Raw genomic sequence first — 24,489 nt, forward strand, 5'->3', positions numbered from 1 at the left:
AGACCGGCTGGATGCCGTGCCCCCACGCGGCTCGCCTCAGTATCTCGCGCTTCGCCGTGCCCTAGAGTCATTTTTCGATGCCCGACAACTGGCTGAACGAGACCCGCGAGTCGTACGACACCGATGCCGCCGGCTACGCCGAGAAGGTACGCGGCCTGCTGGACGATCGGCCGTACCTGCGCGCGGGTCTGTCAGTGTTTGCCGAGGCTGTGCGCGAGGGCGGGCCGGTGGCCGACGTCGGCTGCGGCCCGGGCTATGTCACCCGGCACCTCCACGACCTCGGCGTGGACGCGTTCGGGATCGACCTCTCCCCCGAGATGATCGCCATCGCCCGGCAGGACCATCCTGATCTCGGGTTCGAGGTCGGATCGATGACCGATCTGCCGCTGGCGGACGGGTCTCTCGGCGGCGTACTCGCCTTCTGGTCGGTCATCCACATCCCCGACCCGGCGGTGCCCGGAGTGTTCGAGGAGTTCCGGCGGGTCCTGCGGCCCGGCGGCTCGGTGCTGGTCGGGTTCCACGTCGGTGACGAGACTCAGCGTTCGACCACCGGATACACCGGGCGCCCGATCGGCGTCGACACCCACCGCCGTACGCCCGAGCAGATCTCCCGGTGGCTTCGCGAGGCCGGGTTCGACATCGAGGCCGAGCTCCTCATGCGGCCCGACGACGAGGTCCCGGGTGCGATCGTCTTCGCCCGCAAGCCTCTCTCCGACTGATCAGGAACGAAGAAGCGTACGGAGCCTCTGCGTCCTTAGGCTCGTCTCAACGGACCCGATAGGAAGGAAAGATCGATGGCGAAGAGCACGACGTTCACCGAGGAAGAGAAGGCCGCCATGAAGGAGGCCGCCGCCGAGCGCAGGACGGCCGCCAAGCGTGGGACCGGCAGCAAGAAGGCCGAGGCCGACCTCGCTGACTGCCTCGAGAAGATCGAGGCGATGGACGACAACGACCGCGCGATCGGCGAGACGCTCCACCGGATCGTCACCACGCACGCGACCGACCTCGCCCCCAAGACCTGGTACGGCATGCCCGCCTACGCCAACTCCGACGGCAAGGTCGTGGCGTTCTACAAGTGCGCCGGGAAGTTCAAGATGCGCTACGCCGAGGTCGGCTTCCAGGAGTGGGCGAACCTCGACGACGGCGACATCTGGCCGACCGTCTTCGCCGTCTCCACCATGACCCCCGCCGTCGAGGAGAAGCTCACCGAGCTGGTGAAGCGAGCGGTCCGCTAGCCGGCGTGATGCTCGCGGTAGCGCTGGTAGAGCCGCTCCAAGAACCCTTCGAGCTCGGCGGCCATCTCCTCGTCCAAGGTGGGAAAGGAGAAGGTCGCCTTGCCCGTACGCCGCTTGCGGAACGCCTCTGACGATCCCTCGAGCGCCTCCGGCCAGGTGTCGACGGCGATCGCGTAGAGGCTCACCTTCTGCGCGCTTCGCTTGACCGCGGCGAAGTAGTCATGGGCGCCGGAACCGGGCCAGCGCAACGACGGCATCCCGTAGATCGTCGCGTCCTCGAGCTCGTTGCGGTAACGGGCGAGGAGCGCCCAGATCCGGTCTTCGACGCCATCGAGGTCGGCCACATTGGGAGCGTAACGCCTGCCGAGGCGCTCAGTCGCGACGGAAGAGCCGAACCGACGACGTCGCCGATCACCCGTGGCTTCCGCTTCGCGAGGCTTCCTGCGGCGGGCCGCGCGACGGTCGGCCCACTCGGCAACAGTGACGTCGGGGTCGCGAGGCATCGTGATCAGCGGCGGCCCTGCTGGCGGTTCATAGCGTGCGCTGATCACGCGGGCGTTGAAGTCGTCGATCTCGCGACGTACGGCCTTCTCGTCTGCCAGCTGATCCAGGCGCGCGTCCAGCGCGGCATCGTCCTTGCGGAGCTGGATCGACGGTGGCAGCAGCGCGACGTGCTCACGCTCGATGAGACTCCTGATCCACCACTCCGGGTCGTGCTGGTCCGGCAGGTCGATCGGCTCACCACTGCCGGGCAGGTCGTCGAAGTCGCCGCGCGCGATCGCCTTCCGGATCTGGAAGTCGGCGAGGAGGGCGACAGCGACCGCGTCGTCGATCGCAAAGGCGTACGGGTCGTGGGCCATCACCATTCGTCACCTTCGCTCCATCGACTTGCTGATATAAGTCACGTGTATTATGTCACGCGTATTGAAACGAGGGAGGGATCGGGCGATGCCGAAGCAGGTCGACCATCAGGAGCGACGAGAGGCGATCGCCCACGCGTTGTGGCGGGTGGTCGAGCAACAGGGCTGGCCGCGAGCGACCATGCGCGAGGTCGCCCGCGAGGCGGAGGTCTCTCTCGGGCAGCTTCAGCACTACTTCTCGTCCCGGATCGCGATGCTGACCTTCGCGATGGAGTTCGCCTCTGAACAGACGTCAGGCCGAGTCGCTCGCGGCCTGACCGGTCTCGACCAGCCGCCACACCCCCGCGACGTGCTGCGGGTGGTTCTCACCGAGATGCTCCCGCTGCACCCCGATACCCGCGCCACCAGCCGGATGAACGCCGCGTACGTCCTCGAAGCACTGCACGACCCCGAGCTGCGCGAGGTGGCCAGCGTCGGTCTGCGCCAGGGTCGCGGCTTGGTCGAGCGCCTCATCCGGGAAGCGATGGCCGACGGACACATCCCCGCCGACCGCAACGTCGCAATCGAGACGGACCTCATCCTCTCGTTGACCGGATTCACGCCGTTGCTGGAGCTCGGCGTGGTCGAACCCCAGGCCGTGCTCGCGGCCATCGACCAGCACCTGGACCAGCTCTTCTCGCCCGCATCATGACGGCCGACCGACCCGGCCTGCGTCGGCCGCCAGCCGGAGGGCGGCTTGAGCTCGGCGGGTTACCTCGGGCCAGTCCTGGCGACGGATCAGCTCAGGTTCGACGATCCACGACCCGCTGACGGCCCCGACGGACGGTAGTGCGAGGTAGTCGGCCATGGTGTCAGGACCGATGCCGCCTGACGGCAGGAACCGCAGGTCGGGGAATGGTCCGGCGAGGGCGCGTACCGCCGCGGTTCCGCCGAGCAGGTCGGCAGGGAACAGCTTCACGGCCTCCAGCCCGAGCGCGACCGCGGCCATCGAGTCGGTCGCCGAGCCCACCCCGGGGATGACGGGTAGCCCGTGGTTGCGGCAGCGGTCGACCACCTCGACCGACAGTCCTGGGCTCACCACGAACCCGGCACCCGCCGCTGCCACGAGGTCTACCTGGGCGGGCGTGACCACCGTGCCTGCGCCCGCGAGCAGCCCGGTGACGGCTGCCATCCGGCGGAGTGTCTCCTCCGCGGCAGGTGTCCGCAGCGTCACCTCGACCACTGTTACGCCCCCGGCCAGCAGTGCGTCCGCGAGCGGCACCGCGTCGCCAGCGTCGTCGATGACGAGCACAGGTACGACGGGGCAGTGGGCGAGCACGCAGAGAGCCGACCTGTCGGCGGCCGGAAGAGAGTCAGCGGGTGGTGCGGTCATCGCACGACCTCCGCCCGACGTCCGGCGGCGGCCGACGCTCGCGGGGGCGTGAGGGGCCGGGCCAAGGTGGCTCGGGTCGGGAGGCCCTCCCAGTCGCCATGCACCAAGCAGACCTCCGCGCCGGTGCGGTTCGCGGTTGCCAGTCGCTCGGCCTCCTCACGGCCCGACACGAACTCTGCGAGGTAGCCGGCGACGAACGCGTCGCCAGCGCCGACGGGATCGATCGGGTCGACCGGCGCGGTGGGTGCCCGATGGACCGCATCGCGGGTCACCGCGAGCGCTCCGAGCGCACCGAGCTTGATCACGACGGTGGCCGGGCCGAGGCTGCGCAGTCTGTCGGCCAGCTCTTCAGCACGCTCGAAAGAGGCCTCCCCCGCGACGGTGCCAAGCACCAGCGCGGCTTCCTCCTGACCGGCGAAGACCAGGTCCGCCGCGGCGACCAGGCGGGCAAGGGCCGGAGCCGCCTGCTCGTCGGACCACAGCGACGCCCGGTGGTTGACGTCGAAGGACACGGTCGTGCCCGACGCTCGCGCGAGTTCGATGGCGCGTACGAGGGCGGCTGCGGGACCTGGGCCGAGCGCGGCCGTGATCCCACTGACATGGAGTACGTCGGCGGCCTCGATCGCAGCCCGGTTGCCGGCCTCCGCCACGTCGGCGACACTCAGCCGAGAGGCGGCGCTACTGCTTCGGTAGTAGCGGACCCGGACGGGTCGACCGCCGTGCATCTCCTTGAGCATCAGGCCGGTGGGGGCTTGGTGGTCCCTCGCCGCACGGACGACGACGCCCTCCGAGATGAGCTGCCGCTCGACGTACTCACCGAGCGCGTCGTCACCGAGCCGGCTCAGCCAGGTGCAACGTACGCCGAGGCGACTCAGCCCGATCGCCACGTTGGTCTCGGCCCCGCCGAAGCGGAGGGACTGCCCAATGCCGGTCGTCACGGGTGCCGAGGTCTCCATCTCGATCAGCCCCATGGTCTCGCCGAGGGTGACGACGTGGGCAGGCCGGCTCACGAGGCATTCCCTTCGCACGAACCGTCGGTGAGACGGAGCAGCACTTTGCCGCTGTCCTGTCTGGCGGCCGTGGCGAGCGCCTCCTCAGCGTGCGCGAGGTCGAAGCGGTGAGTGACCAATGCCGAGACGTCGAGCCCACCGGCCAGGGCGTCGAGGGCATCGGTCATCTCCTCGACGAACCGATAGGAGCCGATCCACGTGATCTCGCGCGTGACCAGGTCGCCGAGCACGGCCGGCACCGCAGAGCCGGGCAGGTTGCCCACGGACACCACGGTTCCGCCCCGAGCCGTGGCACGGAGAACGCCACCGAGCGCAGCAGCGGCGCCGGAGGCCTCGAAGACGAGCTCGGCGTCCTCAGGGAGGGCGTCACCTGCAGCGAGGTTGCGCACTTCGTCCGCCCCGAGCTCCTTGGCCACGGCGAGGGCGACGTCGGAGACGTCGACCGCAGTGACGAAGCGGGCACCGCGGTGCTTCGCCGCGGCGACGACCAGCGCGCCGATGGGCCCGGTGCCGTTGACCACGACGTCGCGGCCGATCAGGTCACCGGCGCGACCGACGGCGTGCAGGGCGACGGCCAGCGGCTCCGCCAGTGCGCCCTGCTGGGTGGAGACGCCTTCCGGGAGCGGTCGCAGCTGGTCGACGGGCACAGCGCGGAACTGGCTGAAACCTCCCTCGGTGTGCGGGTCGAAGGCCGCCGACCCGAAGTAGCGGACCCGGGAGTGGAGGTTCGTCCGGCCCGCCAGCCGGGTCGGCAGGACCGACCCGGCGGCGGGGCTGGCGGGGTGGACAGTCACCGGTTGCCCGACCTCGACCCCGGCGACACCCCGGCCCAGGGAGGCGACCCGGCCGGCCACCTCGTGGCCCAGCACGAGCGGCCGCTTCAGCACCGCAGTGCCGGAGGCGCCGTGGCGCCAGTAGGCCACATCGGAGCCGCAGATCCCGCCCCACTCCATCGCCACGACCACCTCACCCGGCTCGGGCAGCGGGTCCGGCCGCTGCTCGACGCGGACGTCGCCGGCGCCGTGGACGACCACGGCCTTCACGCCGCGTCCTCGAGTCGGACCAGGTCACGGCCGCGGGTCTCCGGCGCCACCGCCGCGGCGACGAGGGTGATCGTGGAGTAGACGATGAGCATGGCCGCGATCGGCCACCAGCTGCCCGTGGCCGCAGTCAGCGAGGCCGCGATGACCGGGCCGATGGCGGTGGCCAGGATCCCGCCGATCTCCTTGGCCAGGGCGAGCTGGGTGAAGCGGGTGCGCGCACCGAACAGCTCGGCCATGGTGACGCTCTCCAACGCGAAGAGGCCGAGGACGCCCATGTTGAGACCGGCGATCATGCCGAACATCAGGCCCGCAGTTGTACCGCCCGTGACAAGCAGGAGCATCGGGAAGGCGAAGACGATCGTGGCCAGGGAGAGCGCGATGTAGATGGTGCGCCGACCGAACCGATCGCCCAACGCGCCGACCAGCGGCACGGTCGCGAAGCCGGCGATGGAGCCGTACATGATCGCCTCTGTCGCGACCTCCTTGTCCAGCAGGAGCGTGGTGGCGATGTAGCCGACAAGGAAGGTCTGGATGAGGCCCGAGTTGCCGGCCTGGCCGAAGCGGAGGGCAAGCGCGAGCGCGAAGGCCTTGCCCTTGCGCTGCTCGAGGGCGGCCTCCAGGACACTCTTGTCGGCCACCTCCTGCACCTCCGCCTTGGAGAGTGCGACACCGTCCACGACGTCCGGTCGCGCGTCGAAGACCGGGCTCTCCTTGACGTGAGTGCGCACCCACACCGCGAACAGCATCAGCACGAAGCTGAGCAGGAAGGGAATGCGCCAACCCCACGAGAGCAGCTGCTCCTCAGAGAGCACCGCCAGCAGCACGGTCCACAGAGCCGTCGCCGCCAGGGTGCCGGAGTTGGTACCGAGCGAGACGAGTGAGGCGACGAGACCGCGGCGCTTCGGCGGCGCGTACTCGGCGAGCATCACCGTCGCGCCGGCGATCTCAGCGCCGGCACCGAAGCCCTGGATGAGCCGGAGGGCCACCAGGAGGATCGGGGCCAGGAGGCCGACCTGGGCGTACGTCGGCAAGACACCGATCAGGGTCGTCGACGCGCCCATCAGGGCGATGGTGAGGAACAGCACCCGACGGCGGCCGATGCGGTCGCCCATCCGCCCGAAGTAGATGGCCCCGGCGAGCCGAGCGACGTACCCGACGCCGTAGGTGGCCATCGCCGCGATGAGGCCGATGGCCGGGCTGACGTCGGGGAAGAAGATCTGGTTGAAGACGATGGCCGCGGCCAGTGAGTAGAGCTGGAAGTCCATGAACTCCATAGCCGTGCCGAGCCAGCCGGAGACCGCTGCCCGGGTGAGGTCCCGGGTCGAGCGTTTGGTCGCTATGCCTTCTGGCGTCATGTCTGTGTCCACCATCGGTAGTACTCCTTGCATTCTGGACCGCCGATGCGGTCGCGTGTCGACCCCGGGGGCGGCTCGCCCCGGGATGTCGCGGTCTAAGCCGTAGACCGGGTGGTGATTCCTCAGATCTCGATGCGTCCAGCCGCCAGAGCGGGCAGGCGGGAGGTGATCGCGTCGACGATCGCCGGGTCCTCGGCGACGTCGTCGGCATCGATGGTGCGCAGGAGGCGCGCAACGACCGTCGTTGGGTCACCGGCGCCCCAGCACGCCGCAAGTGCGGCAGCGGCCGGGTCGGTGGTGCCGAACCGGAGGGCCGCGGGGCTTCGGGGGGAGGAGCCGTCTGCCGACGGCCGGGTCGCGTTGACCCATGCCGCGAGCGCCAGCTCCAGGGTGGTGGTGGAAGCCCCGGCAGTGCGGAGCTGCCGTAGCGCGGGCAACCAACGTTCGCCGACCTTCAGCGAGCCGTCGTTCCCGATCTGCTGGAGCCGGTGCCGAACAGCGGGGTTGGCGAAACGGGTCACCAGTGCCTGGGCGTACTCCTCTTTGTCCGGGCCGCCGGCGATCGTCGGGCCCACCTCATCGCCGAGCGAGCGCACCAGGCGCTCGCCCCAGTCGGTGGCCATCACGTCGGCCACGGTCGTGCGTCCGGCAGCGAGACCGAGATAGGCGAGCGCGGAATGGGCGCCGTTGAGCAGTCGCAGCTTGGTCTGCTGATAGGGACGTACGTCGTCGACAAAGAGGGCTCCCGCGAGCTCCCACTGCGGGCGGTCACCCCGGAAGGCGTCCTCGAGGACCCACTGACGGTAGGGCTCCCCGACCACAGCGAGGTCGTCGCGGAGGCCCAGCGCGCTGGACGCGGCGTCCAGATCGGCCGACGTGGGGGCCGGCACGATCCGGTCGACGACGGTGTCGGGGCACCCGACCGAGGAATCGAACCATTCCAGCAACGCCTCGCGCTCGGGCCAGCTCGAGGCACGTACGAAGTCACCGAGCACCCCGCGCAGCGCGGCTCCGTTGCCCGCGGTGTTGTCGCAGGAGACCAGGTCGATGGCGGCACCCGAGCCGCGGAACCGCTCGAGCAGTCCGGAGGCCAGCCGCCCTACGACCGTGGTCATCGGTCCGGCGCCAGCCGTGGCGGCGATGTCCTGCTCGATACCCGGGGCACTGCGGTCCAAGCCCCCGCCGGGACGGCGGGCGTAGCCCTTCTCGGTGACGGTGATCGTGACGGTCGCGAGCTCGGGGGCGGCCATGAGGGCATCGACTGCCCCTCCCTGACGCTGCATTTCGAGGGTCTGCACGACCGAGCCGACGACACGCGCAGGGCGGGCGCCGGCGGCCAGCGTCGTGAGCGAGAACAGGCCGTCCTGCGCCCCTGCCTGGTCCGCCAGACCTGCCTGGCGGGGCACGACCGCGACGATGCCACGGCCGTCGCTGGAGCGGGCGGCGGTTTCCTCTGTGTACTCCGCCTGGTGGGCCCGGTGAAAGGCGCCCAGCCCGAAGTGGAGTATCCGTGGCTTGAGCTCGCGGGGGTCGACGCGCGGGCGCTGCTCGGGGGCGAGCCGGGTGAGGGTGCGCAGGGAGAGGCGGTCCATGTCAGGTCACCAGTCGTGGACGGAGCCGTCGAGGCGACGCGCCACGGGTAGATAGCGCGGGTCGTACGGGAACCGCTCGGCCGCCTTCTCGTCGTACTCCACACCGAGGCCGGGCACCTCCGCGACATCGAGCATTCCGTCGGAGTAGGAGACGGTGCTACGGAAGACCTCCATGGTCTCCCGCACGTGCGGCATCCACTCCTGGATGCCGAAGTTCGGCACGGAGAGATCGACGTGCACGGCTGCGGCCAGCGTCACCGGCGACAGGTCGGTGGCGCCATGGGAACCGGTGCGGACCTGGTAGAGCGCGGCCAGGTCGAAGATCCTGCGCAGGTGGGTGATGCCGCCGGCGTGGACCACGGTGGTGCGTACGTAGTCGATGAGCTGCTCCGTGATGAGGTGTTGGACGTCCCAGATCGAGGAGAGCGCCTCCCCCACGGCGACGGGCGTCGTGGTGTGCTGCCGGATGAGCCGGAATGCATCCTGGTTCTCTGCGGGAGTGGGGTCCTCCATCCAGAACAGTCGACATTCCTCGACGCTCTTCCCGAACCGTGCGGCCTCGATCGGGGTCAGCCGGTGGTGGATGTCGTGGAGCAGGTGGAAGTCGAACCCGAAACGGTCGCGTACCGCCTCGAGGTAGGTGGGGGCGAAGTCGAGATACGCCTCGGTGGACCAGGGCTGCTCGTCGGGCAGCGACGTGGCGGCCGGTTCGTAAACACTGCCCTTGCGTACGCCGTAGGAGCCCCCGATCTCCGGCACCGCCGCCTGCGCCCGGATCGCTTTGAAGCCCTGGTCGCGGAAGCGCGCCACGTCGTCGATGAGGGCGGGTACGTCGGCCCCGCTGGCGTGGCCGTAGACCATCACGCCGTCCCGGCACCGGCCGCCGAGCAGCTGGTAGACCGGCTGGCCGGCGATCTTGCCCTTGATATCCCACAGGGCGGTGTCCACCGCGGCGATGGCCGTCATCGTGACCGGGCCGCGCCGCCAGTAGGCACCTCGGTACAGGTACTGCCACATGTCCTCGATGCGGTCGGGGTCGCGCCCGACGAGGAGCGGGACCACGTGGTCACGGAGATAGCTGGCGACGGCCAGCTCGCGACCGTTGAGCGTCGCGTCACCCAAGCCGGTGACTCCGTCTGAGGTGGTGATCCTCAGAGTGACGAAGTTCCTGCCTGGGGAGGCGATGAAGACCTCGGCACGCTCGATCTTGGCCATGGACAACCTCTCTCGTTCCTTCATCACGTTGTGTGCAGTGCTTGTATGCAAGCACTGCCATCCAGGCTGTGTCAACCGTCACATGTGTGTCAGTGGGCATCGATGGCCCTAGACTGAGGGCATGGGGGAAGCCACCAAACGGTCCAACCGGCGGATCGTCTACGAGACGCTGCGACGCAAGGTGCTGACCCTGGAGTTGCCGCCCGGCACTCCCCTGTCCGAGAACGACCTCGCGGCTGCCCTCGGAGTCAGCCGCACGCCGGTTCGCGAGAGCCTCATCCTGCTCGCCGAAGAGGGTCTGGTCCGCGTCTTCCCGAAGGTGGGCTCCTTCGTCTCGCGGGTGGACCAGGAGAGCGTCACCGACGCGCAGTTCCTCCGCGAGGCCGTCGAGCTCGCTGCCCTCGACGATGTCCCTGACCACCTCGACCCCGACATCGTCGCCGACCTGGAGACCAACCTCGAGCGCCAGTCCTCACCCTCTATCGACAACGAGGAGTTCTTCAACCTCGACGAGGCTTTCCACCACGGGCTACTGCGCCTGAGCGGCCACGGGCGCGCATGGTCCACCGTCGTAGCAGCCAAGGGCCACCTCGACCGGGCCCGTCGGCTGGGGCTCTACGAGACGAGCCCACAACCGTTCGTCCTCCAGCACCGGGAGATCTTCGACGCGGTGAGGACCGGCAACCTCAGCGCGGCACGCGACGCGATGCGCGTCCACCTGCGGCTCGTCTTCGAGGACATCGAGAAGGTCCGCCAGCGCTCGCCGGAACTCTTCGTCACCGACGACGGCAAGGTGCCCGTCAGGCGCAGCGTGGCCGTCTGGGAGTGATTCGGGCTCGGGAGTCACAGATCGCGTCGCTGTCCGGTCTATCGAGTGCACCGTTCATCGAGGAGGACTCCCATGTCATTGACCGTGCTTCAAGAAGCGAAACCGCCCTTCATCCCGGAGGGGGCACACGCGATGACGATCGTCATCGAGTACCCGCCGGGCGACCCCGGCACCCCGCCGCACCGCCACTCCGGGCCGGCCTTCGGCTACGTGCTGGAGGGAGAGATGGTGTTCGAGCTCGAGGGCGAGCCACCGCGGGTCGTCCGTGCCGGCGAGACGTTCTGGGAGCCGGGTGGCGACGTCATTTACTATCAGGACGGCAACAACCGCGACGACATCCCGGTGCGGTTCACCGTCACCATGCTCTGCGAACCGGGCAAGCCGATGCTCGAGTTCGTGGCCGACGAAGAGCTCCGGGCGAAGGGTTGGTCGCGGAGCTGAGCTGACCGGGGCTCAGTCCGCGACGGCTCCGTTCTTCTCGGGGTTGACCAGCCAGAGCACCTGATCGATGCCGTCGGCGGTGGCGCCGACGGTGATCAGGCCGTACACGGAGCCGTCGCGGACCAGCAAGGCGGAAGTCTGTCCGTTCGTGGTCGCCCACCGGATCTCGACGCCGTCCCAGAACCAGGTGGAGATCGCCTTGAGGAACTTCGCGACCCGCTCCACGCCCACGACCGGCGTACGGGCGACACCCCTCCGGCCGTTGCCGTCGGACAGGCTGGTCACGTCCGGTGTGAAGAGCCGCTCCAACGCGGTCAGGTCGCCCACGCGGGCAGCGGTGAGGAACGTGGTCAGCAGCTCCCGCTGCTCGGCCGCGGCCACCGGGGCGCGCCGCTCGCCGGCGATGTGCTTGCGTGCCCGGCTGACCAGCTGACGTACGGCTGGTTCGGTCGAGGACAGGATGTCCGCGATCTGCGCGTAGGAGTAATCGAAGGCCTCTCGCAGCACGTAGGCGGCGCGTTCGTTGGGGGTGAGCTTCTCCATCAGCAGCAGGGACGCAAATTGGAGGGCCTCGGCCCGCTCGGCACCGAGGTATGGGTCGGCCTCGGTGTCGACCGGTTCGGGCAGCCACGGCCCGATGTAGGTCTCGCGCCGTTTCCACGCCGACTGCAGGACGTTGATGGCCAACCGGGTGGTGGTCGTCGCCAGGAACGCCTCCGGGTTGGCCACCATGGACCGGTCGTACGCCTGCCAGCGCAACCAGACGTCCTGCAGCAGGTCCTCGGCCTCGGTGACGCTGCTGAGCATGCGGTACGCGATCCCGAACAGACGCGGCCGCGCCTGCGTGAAGACAGCCGTGGCCGCCTCGAGATCCTCCACGCCGCCGAGGTCACGCACCTCGGAAGCCGTCATCCCACGCCCTACCGTCGTCTCTCGATCACCGTCCGACACCCGCCAAACTTTAGATGCTCTTGGCGGGCTGCCGGGTTCACTTCGCCGGCGGCGGGTTCAGCGGCAGCCAGTCGGCGAACCGGGTGGCCGCCAGCTGCGCGTCGGGACCGGGCAGGAGCATGTCCTTGTCCAGCAGGGCCCCGAAGTAGCGTGCCTCCCGGTCGGTGACGACCTCACGGGCGTCGCCGCGGTAGGTCAGCCCGGTGCGGATCAGCTCGTCGAGACCGAACTGCTCGGGACCGGCCACCTCGACGGTGCCGTCCAACGGTGTGCCCACAGAGACTCGACCAACCGCGGCGGCCACGTCCTCGCCGGCGATGGGCTGGATCCGCGCATCCGAGAGACGGACGGTATTTCCCTCGGTCGTCGCCTGGGCGATGCTGCCCACGAACTCGAAGAACTGCGTGGCGTGCACGATCGAGTACGGCCGTCCGGACTCCTTGATGAGCCTCTCCTGCTCGATCTTCGCGCGAAAGTAGCCACTCTCGGCGAGACGTTCGGTCCCGACCACCGACAGCGCCACGTGGTGTCCTACCCCGGCCTTATCCTCGGCGGCGAGGAGGTTCCCGGTGGACGTACGGAAGAAGTCCAGCACGGCGTCGTCGGCGAACGAGGGCGAGTTCGAGACGTCCACCAGGACCTGAGCGCCCTCCAGCACCTCGGCCAGCCCTTCGCCGGTCAGAGTGTTGACCCCCGAGTCGGGAGAGGCGGGCACCGCTTCGTGGCCGTGTTCGCCCAGCTTGCGGACGAGCTTCGAGCCGATGAGACCAGTTCCGCCGATCACGACGATCTTCATGGTGTTCCTTCCATCCCGCGTCCCGGCCGCTCCGGAACGTCGCTCACCAGTCACGACCGGACAGGCCTCCGATCTGTGACAGAAGGTCCGGCTGTCACAAACCGAGGGCTGGTCCGGTCCTGATTGCAGACACCGACCTGACGAACCGAGGTACCCCAATGGACACCCCAGGCGCCCACGCCATCGACACGATCGACGATCTCCGCCGCCACCTGCAGTGGGCGATCGAGCTCGAGCACGCGACGATTCCGCCCTACCTGTGCGCGCTCTACTCCCTGGACCCGGCCCGCAACCCCGAGGCGGCCCAGGTCGTCGGCACGGTCCTCGCCGAGGAGATGATCCATCTGGCGCTGGCCGCGAACCTGCTCAACGCCGTCGGCGGCTCTCCCAAGCTCGACGCGCCGGAGCTGCTGCCGGCGTACCCCCATCCGCTGCCCCACGGCGACCGGTCCGTGCACGTCCATCTCGTCCCGTTCGGGCCCGAAGCGCTCGACTTGTTCCTACGCATCGAGCAGCCTGCTTCCGTCGACGCGCCGCCGCAGAGCGACGAGTATCGGACGATCGGGCAGTTCTACGCCGCGATCGAGGCCGGCTTGCGCACGCTGTGTGACCAGCTGGGCGAGGAGCAGGTGTTCAGCGGTGACCCGGCCCGGCAGATCGGCGAGTTCCACCTCAGGGGCGGAGGCGGCGAAGTCCTGCCGGTCGTCGACCTGAAGTCCGCGTCGGCCGCGCTGGCCGCGCTGGCCGAGATCGTCGAGCAGGGCGAGGGTGCCGCGCGTACGAACGTGTGGGACGGCGACCGCGACGTCTTCCACCCCGACCGGGACGAGGTCGCGCACTACTACCGGTTCCAAGAGCTCCTCCTGGGCCGCCGCTACCAGACCGGTGACACACCGCAGTCCGGACCGACCGGCAAGGAGATCGCGATCGACTTCGACGGCGTGCTGCCGATGCGGCCAAACCCGCGGACCGCCGACTACCCGGAGGGCAGCCCGATCCGCGTCGCCCAGGAGGAGTTCAACCAGACCTACAGCCTGGTTCTGTACCTCCTCGAGCAGGCCTTCAACGGTGATCCCAGCCAGATGCAGGACGCCGTCGGCGCCATGTTCGGACTCCGCAAGCAGGCGCTGGCGCTGATGAAGATGCCGACCGGCGACGGGAAGACGACCGCCGGTCCGTCCTTCGAGTACGTGCCACCCGAGCAACGGAACTGAAGCGCGGCCCTGCCAATCCCGCCGGAATCAGTGGGCCATGTCGACGAAGCGGCTGTAGTGGCCCTGGAAGGCGACGACGAGGTCGCGGGTGGGGCCGTTACGGTGCTTGGCGATGATCACGTCGGCCTCGCCGGGGCGGGTCGACTCCTTCTCATAGACGTCGTCACGGTGGAGGAGGACGACCATGTCGGCGTCCTGCTCCAGCGAGCCTGACTCACGGAGGTCGGAGACGGCCGGGCGCTTGTCGGCGCGCTGCTCGGAACCACGGTTGAGCTGCGACAGCGCGATGATCGGGACCTCGAGCTCCTTGGCCAGCAGCTTGATCTGGCGGGAGAACTCGGAGACCTCGAGCTGACGGGACTCGACCTTCTTGCCGGAGCTCATCAGCTGGAGGTAGTCGATCACGATGAGCCGGAGATCGTGACGCTGCTTGAGCCTTCGGGCCTTGCTCCGGATCTCCATCATCGTCATGTTGGGGCTGTCGTCGATGAACATCGGCGCGCTGGAGACCTCGCCCATCTTGCGCGCCAGCTTGTTCCAGTCGTCGTCGGACATGTTGCCGTTGCGGATGTGGTTGAGCGGCACCTTGGCCTCCGCCGAGAGGAGACGCATGGTGATCTCGGAGCGGCTCATCTCCAGGCTGAAGAAGACGCTGGTCAGGTTGTTGTGGATCGAGGCGGCACGACAGAAGTCGAGAGCCAACGTCGACTTACCCATCGCAGGTCGCGCCGCGACGATGATCATCTGGCCGCCGTGGAAGCCGTTGGTGAGCTCGTCGAAGTCGGCGAAGCCGGTGGGTACGCCGTAGAGGCCGGCCTCGCGGTTGGAGATCGCCTCGATCTCGTCGAGGACGCCGTCCATGATGTCGGCGAGCGGGGAGTAGTCCTCACCGGAGCGCTTGTCGGTGAGCTTGAAGACCTCGGCCTGGGCCTCGTCGACGATGTTGTCGACCTCGCCCTCGCCGGCGTAGCCGATCTGCACGATCTTGGTGCCAGCCTCGACCAGGCGGCGCAGGACAGACTTCTCCCGGACGATCTCGCCGTAATAGCCCGCGTTGGCGGCGATCGGGACGTTGGAGGCGAGCGTGTGCAGGTAAGGGGCGCCACCGATGCGCTCCAGCTCAGCCTTGCGGCGCAGCTCGTCGGCGACGGTGACCATGTCAGCGGGCTCGCCGCGACCGTAGAGGTCGATGATCGCGTCGTAGATGGTCTCGTGCGTGGGGCGGTAGAAATCGGTGCCGCGCAGCGTCTCGGAGACGTCGGCGATCGCGTCCTTCGAGATCAGCATCGAACCGAGGACAGCCTGCTCGGCAGCCATGTCCTGCGGCGGCGTGCGGTCGTTGACCGCGCGCGGGGCGTTGCCCGGTTCGTACGCCGCGGGGCCGTCGCCCCACTCCTCGAACGGCGGCTCCGGGAAGTCGCCCGGACCGCCCATCGAGCCGGTCTCAGTGACGCTCATTCCCTTGCCCCTCCGTGGTCTGCGGATCGTCGCGGCGTGATCTCGGTCGATTCGGTGCCACGCTACGGGTGAGCACCGACAGTTCTGTTCGCACAGTTCCGGGCCGACCGTCGACGACACCCTCAAGTCTCCGCGACCCTACGTCGCAGACCACATCGGCGACAGAGGGTTATCCACAGGCCCTGGGGATAACCAGGGGATAGCGGTGGACGACACCCTGGTCAATGTGAACAGCCTGGGGAACTGCCTGTGCATAACTGCTTCCACCGGATTGGTAAAGGCGGCCTGACCTGCAATTTTACTATCCATAGGCTGTGGACAAAAGAAAGTACGCAGCCCGTCGTGATTCACGGCCGGGATCGCCGTACCCCCTTGGGCGTTTTGTCGACATAGCGCCGCAACGACGTTTTCCACAGGTTTTCCACCTGCCCTGGACAACGCTCCGCGCCGACGGTGTTTAACCTTGGGAGCGTGACGACGCCGGCGGATGCGAAGAGCTACTCGAAGACCGACCGCCGAGGCCTCGACAAGGAGATCTGGCGGCTCGCGATTCCCGCGTTTCTGGCCCTCGTCGCCGAGCCGCTCTTCCTGCTGGGGGACTCCGCGATCGTCGGCCACCTCGGCACACGCGAGCTCGCCGGCCTCGGTGTCGCGGGCATCGTGCTCCAGACGATCGTCGGGCTCTGCGTCTTCCTCGCGTACGGCACCACAGCATCGGTCGCCCGCCGCATCGGCGCCGGCGACACCGCCGGTGCGCTCCGGCAGGGGATCGACGGGATCTGGCTCGCGGTCATCATCGGGGTCGTCGTCACGGTTCCTGTGATGGTCCTGGCCGAGCCGCTCAGCCGGGCGGTCGGCGCGGGCGACGAGGTGGTCGGCCCCGCGACGACCTACCTCCGGATCGCCGTCCTCGGGGTGACACCGCTGCTGATCATGCTCGCAGCCACCGGTGTCCTCCGTGGACTGCAGGACACCAAGACTCCGCTGATCGCGGCGGTCGTCGCCAACGTACTCAACATCGTGCTCAACCTCGCCCTCGTCTACGGCGCCGGACTCGGCATCGCCGGTTCGGCGATCGGCTCGGTGATCGCACAGGTGCTGGCGGCCGGGATGCTGACGTACGTCGTGGTCCGGGCCGCCCGCAGCCGGGACGTGCCGCTGCGCCCGGACATGCCCGGGATCCGTGCCTCCGCGCGGGCCGGCGTACCGCTCGTGGTCCGCACGCTGACTCTGCGCATGGCGCTCCTGGTCACGACGTACGCCGTCACCCATCTCGCCGTCGGCGACCAGGCCGTCGGGCTGGCCACCCACCAGATCGCCTTCACGCTGTGGACGTTCCTGGCGTTCGTGCTCGATGCGATCGCGATCGCCGCACAGGCGCTGACCGGGCGGTCGCTGGGGGCAGGCGACACCCAGGAGACCCGGGCCATCACGGCCCGGATGGTGTGGTGGGGTGTCGTGATCGGGATCGCCGCCGGCGTACTCCTGGCTTCCCTCTCACCGTTCCTCGGCGCGCTCTTCACCGAGGACCAGGCGGTGCGGGAGCTGTTGGTGCCGGTGGTGATCGTGGCGGCGATCGCACAGCCGATCGCGGGCGTCGTCTTTGTGCTCGACGGGGTGCTCATCGGCGCCGGCGACGGGCGCTATCTGGCCTGGGGCGGGGTCTGGACCCTCGTCGCCTACGTCCCGCTCGTGGCACTGGCCGTCGCCCTCGGCGGTGGGTTGGTGTGGGTGTGGATCACCTTCGCGGTCGGCTTCATGGGCGCCCGCTTCGTGGTGCTGACGCTCCGTGCGCGAAGCGACCGCTGGCTGGTCACCGGCGCCTGAGCACCGGTCCCACATACTCACTTGTGCCTAGACCGGCCGCACGCCAAGGTCATCTCATGGCAACTGACCCGAAGACCACCTTGAAGAAGTACATCGACGCTCGCCGCGAGGCGCTGATCTCCAAGGTCGAGGGCCTCTCGGAGCGGGAGGCGCGGCTGCCGCGTACGCCGACCGGCACCAACCTTCTCGGCATCATCAAGCACGTCACCGGGGTCGAGGCCGTCTATCTCGGGGCGACGTTCGGGCGTCCGTTCCCGCATCCCGAGGAGCTGATCTCGGACGAGCAGTGGGACATCGACCCGCAGGCGGACTGGTACGCCACCGAGGACGAGACGATGGAGGGCATCATCGATCTCTACCGTCGGGTCATCGCCCACGGTGACGAGACGATCGAGGCGCTGCCGCTGGACGCCATCGGGCATGTGCCGCACTGGGGCAACGAGGAAGTCACCCTGCACCAGATCCTGGTGCACCTCTTCGCCGATCTCGCCGGCCACGGCGGACAGGCCGACATCCTTCGCGAAGAGGCCGACGGCGCAGTCGGCTGGCGCAAGTCGGGCGACAACATCCCGTCGGAGTACGACTGGCCGGCGTACGTCGCCAAACTGACCGACCTCGCGAACAAGTTCTGAAAACGAACAGGCCCGCCTCCCGGAGGAGGCGGGCCTGGGTGAATCCCTAGATCAAGCGGGGACCACGTTGAGGGCCAGCTTGGCGGACACCTCGTCGTGGAGCTTGACGGAGACCTCGTGAGCACCGAGCGCCTTGATCGGGTTGCCCAGCGCGATGGTGCGCTTGTCGATCGACTCGCCGGTGGTCTCGGAGACCGCGGCGGCGATGTCGGCGGCGGTGACGGCGCCGTAGAGGCGGCCGTCCTTGCCCGAGCGGACCTTCACGTTGACCGTGTTGGCCTCGAGCTTGCCCTTGATCTCGGCGGCGTGAGCCTCGTCGCGCACGGAGCGAGCCGAGCGCGCAGCCTTGATGGAGTCGGCCTGCGACTCGGCGCCGCGGCTCCAACGGATGGCGTCGCCACGCGGGATCAGGTAGTTGCGGGCGTAGCCGTCCTTGACCTCGACGACGTCACCGGCGGAACCCAGCCCGGTGACCTCCTGCTGAAGGATGATCTTGGTTGCCATGTCGATCCTCCTCAGCGACCGGTGGAGGTGTAGGGCAGCAGAGCAACCTCGCGCGCGTTCTTGACGGCGATGGCCACGTCGCGCTGGTGCTGGACGCAGTTGCCGGTCACGCGACGGGCGCGGATCTTGCCGCGGTCGGAGATGAACTTACGGAGCAGGGTGGCGTCCTTGTAGTCGACACCGGTCGCCTTCTCCTTGCAGAACTGGCAAACCTTCTTCTTAGGCTTGCGAATCACTGCCTTGGCCATTGTGGTGCTTCCTTTCTAGAAGCCCGGCCCCAGCCGCGGAGCGGCATATGGGTTGAGTACCGGAATGGTTGAGGGATTCGGAAATATGGATCTGTTGATCAGAAGGGAGGCTCGTCGTTGCCCACGCCCGGGGTCGCCCACGGGTCGTTGGCCGGCGCGCCGCCGCCCGCGTTGGCGGGCTGCTGCGGAGCCGGCGAGGCCCACGGGTCGTTGCCACCGGCCGGAGCCTGCTGGCCACCGCCCTGGGGACCGCCGTAGCCGCCGCCCTGGTTGTAGCCACCGCTGCCGCCACCTTGGTTGTAACCGCCGCCACCACCCTGGCCGCCGGACTGGCGGCTGGCCTTGGTGACCTTGGCGGTCGCGTAGCGGAGCGAGGGACCGATCTCGTCGCACTCGAGCTCGAAGACAGTGCGCTTCTCGCCCTCACGCGTCTCGTAGGACCTCGACTTCAGGCGACCTTGAGCGACGACACGCATGCCGCGCTGCAGGGACTCGGCGACGTTCTCAGCAGCCTGGCGCCAGATCGAGCAGCGCAGGAAGAGGGTCTCCCCGTCCTCCCACGCGTTGGTCTGCCGGTTGAAGCTGCTGGGCGTCGAAGCAATCGTGAAGTTGGCAACGGCTGCACCGGACGGTGTGAAGCGAAGCTCCGGGTCGTCGGTGAGGTTGCCGATCACGGTGATGACGGTGTCGCCTGCCATGAGATCTCCCTTGAGTCTGATCTGGGTGTCGGTGTCGGTTCAGGAGTTCCAAATAAATGTGAACTGGCCGTGTGGGTCCAAACATAGGACCCGGCACCGACAATTACCGACGGTGACATCCGCGTCACTTGGACGGACGGATGACCTTCGTACGCAGGATCTGCTCGTTGAGGCCAAGCTGGCGGTCGAGCTCCAGAACGGTCTTGGGCTCGGCGGTCAGGTTGACGACGGCGTAGATGCCCTCGGCGTTCTTGTTGACCTCATAGGCCAGACGACGGCGTCCCCAGACGTCAACGTTCTCGACGGTGCCACCATCAGTGGTGACGACCTTCAGGAACTTGTCAAGGGTCGGGGCGACGGTGCGCTCATCGAGGCTGGGCTCGAGGATCACCATTACTTCATAGGCGCGCATAGCGTTCTCCACCTCCTACGGACTCGGCGGCCATGGTCTCTCCATGGCAGGAGGGCTGATGCGATGTCCCATCTCCATCTGTGGAGAGGGACGAGTCAGGGTATCAACCAGCGGTTTGCGTGGCCGAATCCACGGCCTCGACCGTGAACGGCACCGTGATCACCTCGCCGTTGCCGAGCCGGAACTGGGCCCAGAGGCGGTAGAGACCAGCCTTCGGTACGTCCAGGTGCAACCCGAGCTCGGGCCCGAACGAGGCGCCGGGGACCGCCAGCTCGTCGCCTTCGGCGTGACCGTGCACGAACGTCTCGCCGTCCGCGCTCATGACCACGACGTGGCCGGCCGCGCCGAGGTAGGGCTGTAGATCGTCGACGACCTTCCCGGTGCTGTCCTCGAACCTGAGGTGCAGGTCGCTCTGCTGGTCGGCGACCGGCGTGCCCTCGAGCGTGACGGTGAGATTGTCGACAGTCGACGATCTCGGGCTCGCCTCCAGCGGAACAGCCGGGGGCTGCGTACCTGCGATGGTGAGCTGCTGCCGGTCGAGCACGTCGGCCATGTCGGCCCGGCGCCGGAACTCGGTGTCGACGCGGTAGGTGCCTCCGGCAGGGAAGGTCACGTCGGTCTCGAGCTCGCCCGGACGTCCGGTCGGCTCGGCGTGGAGGTGGCGGAACCAGGAGAGGTCCTGGCTGGTCACGATGACGTGCATCCAGGCCTGGTGGGTGCGACCGAGGTCGGTCACCGGGTCGCCGGTCGTCGCGTCCGTGACGAGGAACCGGAGCCCACCCTCACGCTGGGTGATCGCGACGTCGATGCCCGACTCGTCGGAGGCGACTGGGGCGATGTCGACCTCGTGCATCTCCGTCATCGACGGCCGCATCGGGCTCATCCCCTGCGCCCACTCCAGGATGCCGTTCATCCCGCGCTGCGCGGGCTCGGTGCGCGAGAGGTAGGTCAGACCGGCCCCGATCGAGATCGCGATCATGGCCGTGCCCAGGAGATATCCACCGTCGCGGACGCGGGTGACGAAGCCCCGGCCGGCGTACGCCTCGGGGGTCTCCGGGCGGCGGAAGCCGCGCAGACGCAGCGCGTTGGTGACCACGCTGACCGAGCTCATCGCCATCGCGGCGCCGGCGAGGACCGGGTCGAGAAGGGCGAGCGCGGCAACGGGGATGAGGAGCACGTTGTAGGCGAACGCCCAGAACAGGCCCTGCTTGATCGTCGCGACGGTGCGCCGGGAGAGCGCCAGCGCGGTGACCACACCGCGGAGGTCGCCGCCGACCAGGGTGATGTCGGAGGCCGCCAGGGCGACGTCGGTGCCGGTGCCGATCGCGATCCCGACGTCGGCCTGGGCCAGCGCCGGGGCGTCGTTGATCCCGTCGCCGACCATCGCGACGACCTTGCCCTCGTCCTGGAGCTGCTGGATCCGGGCGAGCTTCTGCTCGGGCAGCAGGCCGCCGGCGGCGTGGCGTACGCCGACCTCGTCGGCCACCTTCGCCACCGTCGCGGCAGCGTCGCCGCTGAGGATGTGCACCTCGACGCCCGACTCCTCGAGCAGGCGCACGGTCTCCTTGGCCTCGTCGCGGACCTGGTCCGCGACCCGGATCGAGCCGGCGTACGCACCGTCGACCGCGATCAGGACCGAGCCGTTGTCGGTGGCGTCGATGCCCTCATCGGCGAGCATCGCCGAGTTGCCGACGACGACCCGGCGCCCGTCGACGTCCGCGCTGATCCCACGGCCCGGGTGGGCCTCGAACGCCGAGACCGCCACGTCCACGGTGTCGGCCGATGCCTCGGCACGAGCCCGGAGGGCGGTGGCCAGGGGGTGGTCGCTGCCGGTCTCGGCGGCGGCGGCGATCCGGACCAGCTCGTCGCGCGTCCAGCCCGGAGCCGGGGTGATGTCGGAGACCTCGGGCTTGCCGTGGGTGATCGTGCCGGTCTTGTCGAAGACGATGGCGGTGACGGAGCGGGCGCGCTCCAGGGTCTCGCCCGAGCCGACGAGTACGCCGAGCTCGGCCGCCCGGCCGGCGCCGACCATGACGGCTGCCGGCGTGGCCAGGCCCAAGGCGCAGGGGCAGGCGATGATGAGGACCGCGATGGCCGCGGTGACGGCGCTGGTCAGACGCTCGGCGTCGGGGCCGAGGACCAGCCAGCCGATGAAGGTCAGCGCCGCGACGACGAGGACGGCGGGCACGAACACCGCCGAGACCCGGTCGGCCAGGCGCTGCAGCTTGGTGCCGGAGCCCTGGGCCGACTCGACCATCGCGATGATCTGCGCCAGCGTGGTCTCGGAGCCGACCGCGGTCGCCTCGAACTCGAACGAGCCGGTCTGGTTGATCGTCGCGCCGATGACGATGTCGCCCTCGGCCTTCCGCACCGGGTCGCTCTCGCCGGTGAGCATCGACTCGTCGACGTAGGACGCACCGGCGACGATGCGGCCGTCGACCGGGACCTTCTCCCCGGCGCGTACGCGGATCCTGTCGTTGACCTGCAGGTTCGCGACCGGGACCGTGACGTCACGACCGTTGCGGATGACCGTGGCCGTCTCCGGCATCAGGCCGACGAGAGCCTTGACCGCGTCGGCCGTACGCGACTTGGCCCGTGCCTCGAGCCAGCGGCCCATCAGCACCAGCGCGACGATGACCAGGGCGGTCTCGAAGTAGAGGTGGAGCGGCAGGCCCCATGCCTCGGCCTGCCCCATCCACAGGGTCACGAAGGCGCTGTAGGCGAAGGCGATGCCGGTACCGAGCGTGACCAGGGTGTTCATGTCGACCGATCCGTGGCGTGCGCCTCGAACCGCCGCGACGTAGATGTCACGACCCGCCCACCACTGGGTGACCGCGGCGACCACGAGCACGATCGACATCACCGGCTCCATGGCGTCGACAGGAAGCGGGATGTACATCAAGGCCATCAGGCCGAGCCCCACCGCCAGGGCCGTGACCCACCGCCGCTTGAGCTGGACGAGCTCTTCCGCGCGGCGTACGTCACGACCCGACTCAGACGTCGCAGTCTCGTCTGCCTGAGGCTCCTGCGGATTGTCGACAGTCGACGATCGCAGGACGGCCTGATAGCCCGCCTTCTCGATGGCGGCGCTGATCTCGGCGAGGTCGGTGCGGGCGGGGTCGAAGTGCACGAGGGCGGACTCGGTGGCGAGGTTGACGTTGGCGTCCTCGACACCCTCGACACGGCTGATGGCCTTGGTGACACGGCGTACGCAGCTCGCGCAGGTCATGCCCTCGATCTCGAGCTGTTGCTCGGTCGGATTCGCGGCGGTGGGGGTCATCATGATCAGGCCAGCGAGTAGCCGGCCTCCTCGACGGCCGCGCGAATGGCGTCGTCCGAGATCGGCTCAGCGGCGGTGACGGTGACGTTGCCGGAGGCCAGGTCGACGTCGACGTTGCTCACGCCAGCGATCTCGGTGACCTCTTCGGTGACGGAGGAGGCGCAGTGTCCGCAGGTCATACCGACGACAGTGAAGTTCTGGGTGCTCATGAGAATCTCTCTAGGTTGTTGGATTGTTGACAATCAGGACCGGACGAGGCGAGCGATCGCGGCAGAAGCCTCGGCGAGCTTCTCGTCGGCCTCGGCGCCACCGTTCTGGACCGCGCCGGCGACGCAGTGACCAAGGTGCTCGTCGAGCAGCCCGAGAGCGACCGCCTGGAGCGCCTTGGTCGAAGCGGAGACCTGGGTGAGGATGTCGATGCAGTAGGCCTCGTCCTCGACCATCCGCTGCAGCCCGCGCACCTGACCTTCGATGCGCTTGAGGCGCTTGAGATAGGCCTCTTTGTTCTTGTTGTGGAGGTATCCGTGATCCGCGTGGCCTTCGGGCCCGGTGTGCTCGTCCATGCCGCCTACCATACCCCCGTAAGGTATGAAGTCAAGCCGCGGATGTCGGTGCCGCGTCCTAGACTGGGCCCATGGCTGTTGCGATCGGTGCCCACGTAGACCAGACCGACCCCGTCGCCGAGGCGACCGCGCGCGGCGCGAGCCTGGTGCAGTTCTTCCTGGGTGATCCGCAGTCCTACAAGGGCCCGGTGGTGACGTACGCCGACGGCGCAGCCGCACTCAAGGCCCGCGCGGAGGAGCAGGGTGTCGATCTCTACGTCCACGCGCCCTACATCATCAACGTCGCCACGACGAACAACCGGATCCGGATCCCGAGCCGCAAGCTCCTCCAGCAGCACATGGACACCGCGGCCGAGGTCGGCGCCAAGGGCCTGATCGTCCACGGCGGTCACGTCAACAAGGACGACGACCCGGCGAAGGGCTTCGACAACTGGCGCAAGGCGATCGAGGCGACCGACATCAAGGTCCCGCTCCTGATCGAGAACACCGCTGGCGGCGACAACGCGATGGCGCGCTACCTCGACCGGATCGCCGGCGTCTGGGAAGCCATCTCCACCGCCGAAGGCGCCGAGAACGTCGGCTTCTGCCTCGACACCTGCCACGCGCACGCCGGCGGCAACCCGCTCGAGACGGTGGTCGAGGACGTACGCAAGATCACCGGCCGCATCGATCTGGTCCACTGCAACGACTCCCGCGACGAGTTCGACTCGGGCGCCGACCGCCATGCCAACTTCGGTGCCGGCCGCATCGACCCTGACCTCCTCGCCGGCGTGGTTCGCGACGCCGGCGCCCCGGTGATCTGCGAGACCCCGGGCGGTGCCGCCGAGCACGCCAGCGACTTCGCCTGGCTCCGCGACCGACTCTGACCGATTCTCACCGAATCTTCACTTCTGTCAGCCGAGTCTTGAGTTCTGACGGACGAAATCGCACATGGGTCCGCCACGACCGAAGATT

General features: G+C 68.6%; 26 protein-coding genes. 9 read left to right on the plus strand and 17 right to left on the minus strand.

Going from position 1 to position 24,489, the window contains the following annotated elements; translation table 11 throughout:
• The first annotated feature begins 77 nt into the window (after positions 1-77).
• Complete coding sequence (locus AB0F44_RS16150) at positions 78-719, plus strand: methyltransferase domain-containing protein (protein WP_357357057.1); 642 nt, start codon at positions 78-80, stop codon at positions 717-719.
• A 75-nt stretch (positions 720-794) separates the two neighbouring features.
• The gene (locus AB0F44_RS16155) at positions 795-1,235 is read left to right on the plus strand and encodes a hypothetical protein (RefSeq protein WP_357357059.1); all 441 of its coding nucleotides are present in this window, start codon (positions 795-797) and stop codon (positions 1,233-1,235) included.
• Here the strand turns inward: AB0F44_RS16155 and AB0F44_RS16160 are convergent.
• A complete protein-coding gene (locus tag AB0F44_RS16160) occupies positions 1,232-2,095 on the minus strand; it encodes a DUF1992 domain-containing protein (protein ID WP_357357061.1) in 864 nt (287 codons plus the stop codon). The genes AB0F44_RS16155 and AB0F44_RS16160 overlap by 4 nt on opposite strands.
• Positions 2,096-2,183: 88 nt before the next feature.
• Here AB0F44_RS16160 and AB0F44_RS16165 point away from each other — a divergent pair, with 88 nt between their 5' ends.
• The gene (locus tag AB0F44_RS16165; protein ID WP_357357063.1) at positions 2,184-2,786 is read left to right on the plus strand and encodes a TetR/AcrR family transcriptional regulator; all 603 of its coding nucleotides are present in this window, start codon (positions 2,184-2,186) and stop codon (positions 2,784-2,786) included.
• Here AB0F44_RS16165 and eda read toward each other — a convergent pair.
• The 6 genes from eda to manD all read right to left on the minus strand — a co-directional run bounded on the left by eda (position 2,781) and on the right by manD (position 9,682).
• On the minus strand, positions 2,781-3,467 hold the full coding sequence (gene eda, locus AB0F44_RS16170) for a bifunctional 4-hydroxy-2-oxoglutarate aldolase/2-dehydro-3-deoxy-phosphogluconate aldolase (protein ID WP_357357065.1): 687 nt from the start codon (positions 3,465-3,467) through the stop codon (positions 2,781-2,783). The two genes, AB0F44_RS16165 and eda, sit on opposite strands and share 6 nt — an antisense overlap.
• On the minus strand, positions 3,464-4,477 hold the full coding sequence (locus AB0F44_RS16175; RefSeq protein ID WP_357357067.1) for a sugar kinase: 1,014 nt from the start codon (positions 4,475-4,477) through the stop codon (positions 3,464-3,466). The genes eda and AB0F44_RS16175 overlap by 4 nt, the downstream gene beginning before the upstream one ends.
• Positions 4,474-5,520 carry an L-idonate 5-dehydrogenase gene (locus AB0F44_RS16180; RefSeq protein ID WP_357357069.1) on the minus strand — a complete coding sequence of 349 codons (1,047 nt, stop codon included), beginning with the start codon at positions 5,518-5,520 and terminating at the stop codon, positions 4,474-4,476. The genes AB0F44_RS16175 and AB0F44_RS16180 overlap by 4 nt, the downstream gene beginning before the upstream one ends.
• Positions 5,517-6,890 (minus strand): MFS transporter, encoded by a 1,374-nt coding sequence (locus AB0F44_RS16185; protein ID WP_357357071.1) that lies wholly within the window; start codon positions 6,888-6,890, stop codon positions 5,517-5,519. The genes AB0F44_RS16180 and AB0F44_RS16185 overlap by 4 nt, the downstream gene beginning before the upstream one ends.
• Before the next feature lie 107 nt (positions 6,891-6,997).
• A complete protein-coding gene (locus AB0F44_RS16190) occupies positions 6,998-8,467 on the minus strand; it encodes a mannitol dehydrogenase family protein (protein WP_357357073.1) in 1,470 nt (489 codons plus the stop codon).
• A 6-nt stretch (positions 8,468-8,473) separates the two neighbouring features.
• On the minus strand, positions 8,474-9,682 hold the full coding sequence (manD, locus tag AB0F44_RS16195) for a D-mannonate dehydratase ManD (protein WP_357357075.1): 1,209 nt from the start codon (positions 9,680-9,682) through the stop codon (positions 8,474-8,476).
• Positions 9,683-9,803: 121 nt separating this feature from the next.
• On the opposite strand from manD, the gene AB0F44_RS16200 reads away from it, so the two are divergent.
• Entirely contained in the window at positions 9,804-10,511 is a 708-nt protein-coding gene (locus AB0F44_RS16200) for a GntR family transcriptional regulator (RefSeq protein ID WP_357357077.1), read from the plus strand.
• A gap of 72 nt (positions 10,512-10,583) precedes the next feature.
• Positions 10,584-10,952 carry a cupin domain-containing protein gene (locus tag AB0F44_RS16205; RefSeq protein ID WP_357357079.1) on the plus strand — a complete coding sequence of 123 codons (369 nt, stop codon included), beginning with the start codon at positions 10,584-10,586 and terminating at the stop codon, positions 10,950-10,952.
• A 12-nt stretch (positions 10,953-10,964) separates the two neighbouring features.
• Here the strand turns inward: AB0F44_RS16205 and AB0F44_RS16210 are convergent, their stop codons facing one another.
• Together AB0F44_RS16210 and AB0F44_RS16215 are read right to left on the minus strand one after the other, a co-directional pair.
• A complete protein-coding gene (locus AB0F44_RS16210) occupies positions 10,965-11,864 on the minus strand; it encodes an RNA polymerase sigma-70 factor (RefSeq protein ID WP_357357081.1) in 900 nt (299 codons plus the stop codon).
• 76 nt (positions 11,865-11,940) lie between these two features.
• Positions 11,941-12,699 carry an SDR family oxidoreductase gene (locus AB0F44_RS16215; RefSeq protein ID WP_357357083.1) on the minus strand — a complete coding sequence of 253 codons (759 nt, stop codon included), beginning with the start codon at positions 12,697-12,699 and terminating at the stop codon, positions 11,941-11,943.
• Positions 12,700-12,857: 158 nt separating this feature from the next.
• Between AB0F44_RS16215 and AB0F44_RS16220 the strand changes: the two genes are divergently transcribed.
• Positions 12,858-13,913, plus strand: a complete 1,056-nt coding sequence (locus tag AB0F44_RS16220; RefSeq protein WP_357357085.1) for a ferritin-like protein — start codon at positions 12,858-12,860, stop codon at positions 13,911-13,913.
• Between the two features lie 27 nt (positions 13,914-13,940).
• Here the strand turns inward: AB0F44_RS16220 and dnaB are convergent, their stop codons facing one another.
• Positions 13,941-15,371: a replicative DNA helicase gene (gene dnaB, locus AB0F44_RS16225; RefSeq protein ID WP_350665421.1), complete on the minus strand. Its 1,431-nt coding sequence runs from the start codon at positions 15,369-15,371 to the stop codon at positions 13,941-13,943.
• Between the two features lie 471 nt (positions 15,372-15,842).
• Between dnaB and AB0F44_RS16230 the strand changes: the two genes are divergently transcribed.
• Together AB0F44_RS16230 and AB0F44_RS16235 are read left to right on the plus strand one after the other, a co-directional pair.
• A complete protein-coding gene (locus AB0F44_RS16230) occupies positions 15,843-17,198 on the plus strand; it encodes an MATE family efflux transporter (protein ID WP_357357087.1) in 1,356 nt (451 codons plus the stop codon).
• A gap of 56 nt (positions 17,199-17,254) precedes the next feature.
• Positions 17,255-17,830 (plus strand): DinB family protein, encoded by a 576-nt coding sequence (locus AB0F44_RS16235; RefSeq protein WP_357357089.1) that lies wholly within the window; start codon positions 17,255-17,257, stop codon positions 17,828-17,830.
• A 51-nt stretch (positions 17,831-17,881) separates the two neighbouring features.
• Here AB0F44_RS16235 and rplI read toward each other — a convergent pair whose 3' ends face one another.
• The 7 genes from rplI to AB0F44_RS16270 all read right to left on the minus strand — a co-directional run bounded on the left by rplI (position 17,882) and on the right by AB0F44_RS16270 (position 23,535).
• Positions 17,882-18,334 carry a 50S ribosomal protein L9 gene (gene rplI / locus AB0F44_RS16240; protein ID WP_141801967.1) on the minus strand — a complete coding sequence of 151 codons (453 nt, stop codon included), beginning with the start codon at positions 18,332-18,334 and terminating at the stop codon, positions 17,882-17,884.
• Between the two features lie 11 nt (positions 18,335-18,345).
• Positions 18,346-18,582 (minus strand): 30S ribosomal protein S18, encoded by a 237-nt coding sequence (rpsR, locus tag AB0F44_RS16245; RefSeq protein WP_008355445.1) that lies wholly within the window; start codon positions 18,580-18,582, stop codon positions 18,346-18,348.
• A 98-nt stretch (positions 18,583-18,680) separates the two neighbouring features.
• The gene (locus tag AB0F44_RS16250) at positions 18,681-19,280 is read right to left on the minus strand and encodes a single-stranded DNA-binding protein (protein WP_357357091.1); all 600 of its coding nucleotides are present in this window, start codon (positions 19,278-19,280) and stop codon (positions 18,681-18,683) included.
• 124 nt (positions 19,281-19,404) lie between these two features.
• A complete protein-coding gene (rpsF, locus tag AB0F44_RS16255) occupies positions 19,405-19,692 on the minus strand; it encodes a 30S ribosomal protein S6 (RefSeq protein ID WP_091044123.1) in 288 nt (95 codons plus the stop codon).
• A gap of 103 nt (positions 19,693-19,795) precedes the next feature.
• A complete protein-coding gene (locus tag AB0F44_RS16260) occupies positions 19,796-22,972 on the minus strand; it encodes a heavy metal translocating P-type ATPase (RefSeq protein ID WP_357357092.1) in 3,177 nt (1,058 codons plus the stop codon).
• 5 nt (positions 22,973-22,977) lie between these two features.
• Positions 22,978-23,181 carry a heavy-metal-associated domain-containing protein gene (locus AB0F44_RS16265; RefSeq protein WP_141801970.1) on the minus strand — a complete coding sequence of 68 codons (204 nt, stop codon included), beginning with the start codon at positions 23,179-23,181 and terminating at the stop codon, positions 22,978-22,980.
• Between the two features lie 33 nt (positions 23,182-23,214).
• Positions 23,215-23,535: a metal-sensitive transcriptional regulator gene (locus AB0F44_RS16270; RefSeq protein WP_008355454.1), complete on the minus strand. Its 321-nt coding sequence runs from the start codon at positions 23,533-23,535 to the stop codon at positions 23,215-23,217.
• A 71-nt stretch (positions 23,536-23,606) separates the two neighbouring features.
• On the opposite strand from AB0F44_RS16270, the gene AB0F44_RS16275 reads away from it, so the two are divergent.
• Positions 23,607-24,401 (plus strand): deoxyribonuclease IV, encoded by a 795-nt coding sequence (locus AB0F44_RS16275; protein WP_355020408.1) that lies wholly within the window; start codon positions 23,607-23,609, stop codon positions 24,399-24,401.
• Positions 24,402-24,489: the final 88 nt, after the last annotated feature.

It is taken from the genome of Nocardioides sp. NPDC023903 (assembly GCF_040639295.1).
Lineage (GTDB): Bacteria > Actinomycetota > Actinomycetes > Propionibacteriales > Nocardioidaceae > Nocardioides.